The 563-nt window shown below is 25.2% G+C and carries 1 protein-coding gene; it reads right to left on the reverse strand.

Translation table 11 applies throughout. The features are described from left to right. Positions 1–563 (reverse strand): RNA-guided endonuclease TnpB family protein (locus KGF45_RS20575; protein WP_227843077.1); only part of this gene is annotated, 563 nt, incomplete at both ends.

The raw sequence follows: 563 nt of genomic DNA on the forward strand, positions 1-563 counted from the left end.
TATGCCAATATACTTATTAGATTCTTCTAATTGTTTTATGTCAACCTCACAACACATACTAACAAAATATTTACTTGTAGGTGTTTTTGATACAGTAGCATTTAATATTCTACCATTTATATTTTGAATCACTTTAGCCTTAACCCATTTTAATTTTGGTAGCTTAATTAGATTATCCTTAATAGTTATATTATTATTTACACACTTACTTTCAAAACTTCTTTTAGGGTTTCTTTTACTTTTGAACTTTGGAAATCCTTGATTATTACCCTTTTTAAATTCTCTAAAGAAGTTTTTATATGCACTATCTAAATCATCAATAGTAGCTTGTAAGCTGGTTGAATCAACTTCTTTAAGCCATTCATATTCTTTTTTAAATGATGGAAGTTTTTTAATTAAATCATACTTTGAATGTGATTTACCTTCTTTTTCATAGCTTTCTTTTTGAAGTGCTAACATATGATTATACACAAATCTTGAACATCCAAAAGATTTTTCTATTATTTCTTTTTGAGTTTGATTTGGATATATTCTAAACTTAAAAGCTTTCATCTGTATCATTT

It is taken from the genome of Clostridioides sp. ZZV14-6154 (assembly GCF_020657785.1).
Lineage (GTDB): Bacteria > Bacillota > Clostridia > Peptostreptococcales > Peptostreptococcaceae > Clostridioides.